Source organism: Streptomyces sp. NH27 (assembly GCF_056859195.1).
This window is the reverse complement of the sequence record NZ_JACEGK010000621.1, coordinates 1-4,304: the sequence shown is the minus strand read 5'-3', so window position 1 is coordinate 4,304 and position 4,304 is coordinate 1. Positions and strand designations below refer to the sequence as shown.

Below are 4,304 nucleotides of genomic sequence, written 5' to 3'. Positions count from 1 at the left end.
GTCAATGGTCCGTGGATGCGGGCGCGTTCGAGGGCATGGGTGAGACGGCGGACGGCCTCGGCGCGGGTCGGCGCCCAGGCGATGACCTTGGCGAGCATCGGGTCGTAGTGCACACCGACCGTGTCGCCGCCGGTCACCCCGGAGTCCAGCCGCAGCCCCGCGTCGCGGCCCGGCGGAAGCGCGAACTCCCCGTCTACATCCGGAAGTTCGAGCCGGTGCACCGGCCCCGCCTGGGGCTGCCAGCCGCGCGCCGGGTCCTCGGCGTACAACCGCGCCTCGACCGCGTGCCCGCGCGGCTGCGGCGGCAACGGCGGCAGCGCGGCACCCTCGGCGATCCGGATCTGCCACGCCACCAGGTCCAGGCCGAAGACGCACTCGGTGACCGGGTGCTCCACCTGGAGGCGGGTGTTCATCTCCAGGAAGTACGGCCGCCCGTCCGCGCCGACCAAGAACTCCACGGTGCCGGCGCCCTCGTAGCCGATTGCGCGGGCCGCGCGGCCCGCCGCGTCGTGCAGGGCGGCGCGTACGGTCGCGGGCAGGCCGGGCGCCGGGGTCTCCTCGATCACCTTCTGGTGCCTGCGCTGCACCGAGCAGTCCCGCTCGCCCAGCACCCACACCGTGCCGTGCGCGTCGGCCAGCACCTGCACCTCGATGTGCCGGGCGCCTTCGGCGTACGGCTCGACGAACACCTCGCCGTCGCCGAAGGCCGCCGCCGCCTCTGCCCGGGCAGCCGTCAACTCGTCTTCCAGCGACGCGAGTTCGCGTACCACTCGCATGCCGCGGCCGCCGCCGCCCGCCGCGGCCTTCACCAGCACCGGCAGATCGGCCGGGCCGACCCGGGCCGCGTCGAGCGCCGCGAACAGCGGCACCCCTGCCGCCGCCATCAGCTTCTTCGCCCGCGTCTTCGAGCCCATCGCGGCGACGGCCTCCGGCGACGGCCCGATCCAGGTCAGCCCGGCGTCCCGCACGGCGGCCGCGAACTCCGCACTCTCCGAAAGGAATCCGTACCCCGGGTGCACCGCGTCCGCGCCCGCCGCCAGCGCCGCCGCGACCACCGACTCCCCGCGCAGGTAGGTACCGGCGGCCGCCTCGCCGGGCAGCCGCACCGCCCCGTCCGCCTCCCGTACGTGCGCCGCGTCCGCGTCCGGGTCCGAGTGCACGGCCACGGTGCCGATGCCCAGCACCCGGCAGGTGCGCAGCACCCGGCGCGCGATCTCGCCCCGGTTCGCCACCAGGACCACCCGGATCGGCTTGCGCCCGGCGGCTGTCGGGTCCTCGGCAGGACGCTCGGGGTCCCGCTTCCGTGCCTGCTCGTCGGTCATCGGGTCCAACTCCTCACATCCGGAAGACGCCGAAGCCGCCCCGCGCGCCCTCGACCGGGGCGTTGTGGATGGCGGACAGGCACAGGGCCAGGACGGTGCGGGTGTCGCGCGGGTCGATGACGCCGTCGTCGTAGAGGCGGCCGGACAGAAACATCGGCAGGGACTCCGCCTCGATCTGTTGCTCGACCATGGCGCGCAGCGCGGCGTCGGCGTCCTCGTCGTACGCCCGGCCCTTGGCTGCGGCGGACTGCCGGGCGACGATCGACAGCACCCCGGCGAGCTGCGCGGGGCCCATCACCGCGGACTTCGCGCTCGGCCACGAGAAGAGGAAGCGCGGGTCGTAGGCGCGGCCGCACATGCCGTAGTGGCCGGCGCCGTAACTCGCGCCCATCAGCACCGAGATGTGCGGCACACGGGAGTTGGAGACCGCGTTGATCATCATCGCGCCGTGCTTGATGATGCCGCCCTGTTCGTACTCGCGGCCGACCATGTAGCCGGTGGTGTTGTGCAGGAAGAGCAGCGGGATGTCCCGCTGGTTCGCCAACTGGATGAACTGGGCGGCCTTCTGCGACTCCGCGCTGAACAGCACGCCCCGGGCGTTGGCGAGGATGCCGACCGGATAGCCGTGCACCTCGGCCCACCCGGTGGCCAGGCTCGGCCCGTACAGCGGCTTGAACTCGTCGAACGCCGAGCCGTCCACCACCCGGACCACCACCTCGCGCGGGTCGAACGGGGTGCGCAGGTCGCCCGGCACGATGCCGAGCAGGTCCTCCTCGTCGAAGAGCGGTGGGCGCGGGTCCGGGCGCGGATCGGGGCCCTGCCTGCGCCAGTTGAGCCGGGCCACCACCCGGCGGGCGGTGCGCAACGCGTCCGGCTCGTCCAGCGCGAAGTAGTCGGCGAGGCCGGAGACGCGGGCATGCATGTCGGCGCCGCCCAGCGACTCGTCGTCGCTCTCCTCGCCGGTGGCCATCTTCACCAGCGGCGGCCCGCCGAGGAACACCTTGGACCGCTCCTTGACCATGATCACGTGGTCGGACATGCCCGGTACGTACGCCCCACCTGCCGTGGAGTTGCCGAACACCACCGCGACGGTGGGGATGCCGGCCGCCGACAGCCGGGTCAGGTCGCGGAAGAGGGCGCCGCCGGGGATGAAGATCTCCTTCTGGCTGGGCAGGTCCGCCCCGCCGGACTCCACCAGGCTGATCACCGGCAGCCGGTTGGCGAAGGCGATCTCGTTGGCCCGCAGCGCCTTGCGCAGTGTCCACGGATTGCTCGAACCGCCTCGCACCGTCGGGTCGTTCGCGGTCACCAGGCACTCCACGCCCTCCACCACGCCGATCCCGGTGACGAGCGACGCGCCGGTGGTGAAGTCGCTGCCCCAGCCCGCCAGCGGCGACAGCTCCAGGAACGGCGTGTCCGGGTCGAGCAGCGACTCGATCCGCTCCCGCGCGGTCAACTTGCCCCGCTTCCGGTGCCGTTCGACGTACTTCGGGCCGCCGCCGGCCAGCGCCTCCTCGTGCGCCGCCGCGACCTCCGCCAGCCGCTCCAGCATCACCGCGCGCCGCTCGTCGAAGTCGGCGCCCCGCAGCGCGCTCATGCCGCACCGCCGTCCGCCGCCGGCACCCGCCCCTTGCCGGGCGGCCCCGCGAACGCCTGCGCCACCGAAAGCCACGCGTCCGCGTCCGCGCCCTGCGCGCGCACCGCCGTGTCGTCGCGGTGCCGCCGCTGCACCGCCAGCAGGCAGAAGTCCCGTGCGGGACCGGTCACCCGCTGCGCCGCGTCCGGCGGGCCGTACGTCCACAACTCGCCGTCCGGTGCGGTCAGTTCGACCCGGAACGGCTCCGCGGGCGGCGTCATCCCGTGCGCCGCGAAGGCGTAGTCACGCGCCCGCACCGCGATCCGGGCCACATGCCGCAGCCGCGCGGTCGGCTCCCGCCGCACCCCGAGCGTGTCCGCCACGTCCTCACCGTGCGCCCACGTCTCCATCAGCCGCCCCGTCGCCACCGACGCGGTGCTCATCGGCGGCCCGTACCAAGGGAACCGCGCCTCCGGCGGCGCCGCGGCCAGCACCTCCAGCAGCTGCGCCCGGCCGGCCCGCCACCGCGCGAGCAACTCCCCGTACGGCACCGCCGCACCCGCCGCGGCGCCCTCCTCCACCGACGCGCCCAACTCCACCGCACCGCGGCCCAGTTCCGCCGCGAACCCCTCCGGGTCCCGCACCGCCAGCAGCGCCCGCCCATCCGTCCACGCCAGATGCGCGATCTGATGCGCCACCGTCCACCCCTCCGCGGGCGTGCCGGCACCCCACCGCTGCGCCCCGAGCCCCGCGACCAACCCGTCCAACGCGTCGCCCTCCGCGCGGAGATCCTCCAACACGGCTCGTACTGCCTGCGGATCGGCCACGGCCACTCCTCGTCGAGCGAAGCCCACGGAACTGACAGGACGGTGCTCCACGCAGGGTGGCAGCCGCACTCGAAACATTCAAGCGTGCATGCTTTTTTAAGGGTGCCCCGATGGAGCCAGGGGGAGCACCCCACGCGCCCCCGATCCGGTGCGGCTCCTTCCGTGGCAGGCCGCCCGGTCCCAGGGGCGCGGGGGAACCCGGTCAGGCCAGGGCGTTGACCGTGGAGAGGTCCAGCCCGGTGTCGGATACGCACACCGCCGCAAGGCGCTGCTGCGTTGCTGCGAGGCCGAGGGGGCTGCGCTTCAGGGGGCGGACCTCGAACGAGCCGAGTGCGAGGAGGCGGACTTCAGGTCGGCGGACCTGCGCAAGGTGCGCTTCGGACGGGCGCATCTGCTTGGCGCCGACCTGTGGGGGGCCGACTTGCGGGAGGCGGTCTTCGGGAGTTCGCGGCTGACCACCGACCTGTCCGGGGCGCGACTCGGGGCGTGTCGGGTGGAGGGTGCCGGGGGGGGGTGTCGCCGGAGCCGTCGATGTGGGGGTCGGCGCGGCCGTCGTGCTGGAGGGCGGGGCGCTCCAGG

The 4,304-nt window shown here is 74.2% G+C and carries 4 protein-coding genes; 1 reads left to right on the top strand and 3 read right to left on the bottom strand.

Annotation, left to right across the window (positions count from 1 at the left end; genetic code table 11):
* The 3 genes from AC13HU_RS33255 to AC13HU_RS33245 form a co-directional block, all read right to left on the bottom strand.
* The coding region (locus tag AC13HU_RS33255; RefSeq protein ID WP_483045707.1) for an ATP-binding protein at positions 1-1,322 on the bottom strand (1,322 nt) is incomplete at its 3' end.
* 13 nt (positions 1,323-1,335) lie between these two features.
* Positions 1,336-2,919, bottom strand: coding sequence for an acyl-CoA carboxylase subunit beta (locus tag AC13HU_RS33250; RefSeq protein ID WP_483045706.1), 1,584 nt, complete (start codon positions 2,917-2,919; stop codon positions 1,336-1,338).
* On the bottom strand, positions 2,916-3,725 hold the full coding sequence (locus tag AC13HU_RS33245; protein WP_483045705.1) for a TIGR03084 family metal-binding protein: 810 nt from the start codon (positions 3,723-3,725) through the stop codon (positions 2,916-2,918). Before AC13HU_RS33245 ends, AC13HU_RS33250 begins: the two co-directional genes overlap by 4 nt.
* 148 nt (positions 3,726-3,873) lie before the next feature.
* Between AC13HU_RS33245 and AC13HU_RS33240 the strand changes: the two genes are divergently transcribed.
* Positions 3,874-4,304, top strand: a 431-nt coding sequence (locus AC13HU_RS33240) for a pentapeptide repeat-containing protein (RefSeq protein ID WP_483045704.1), incomplete at its 3' end; no start/stop codon positions are given.

Excerpts from the sequence above, each read along its gene's own strand:
- AC13HU_RS33250 (WP_483045706.1), bottom strand. The coding sequence starts at position 2,919 with ATGAGCGCGCTGCGGGGCGCCGACTTCGACGAGCGGCGCGCGGTGATG.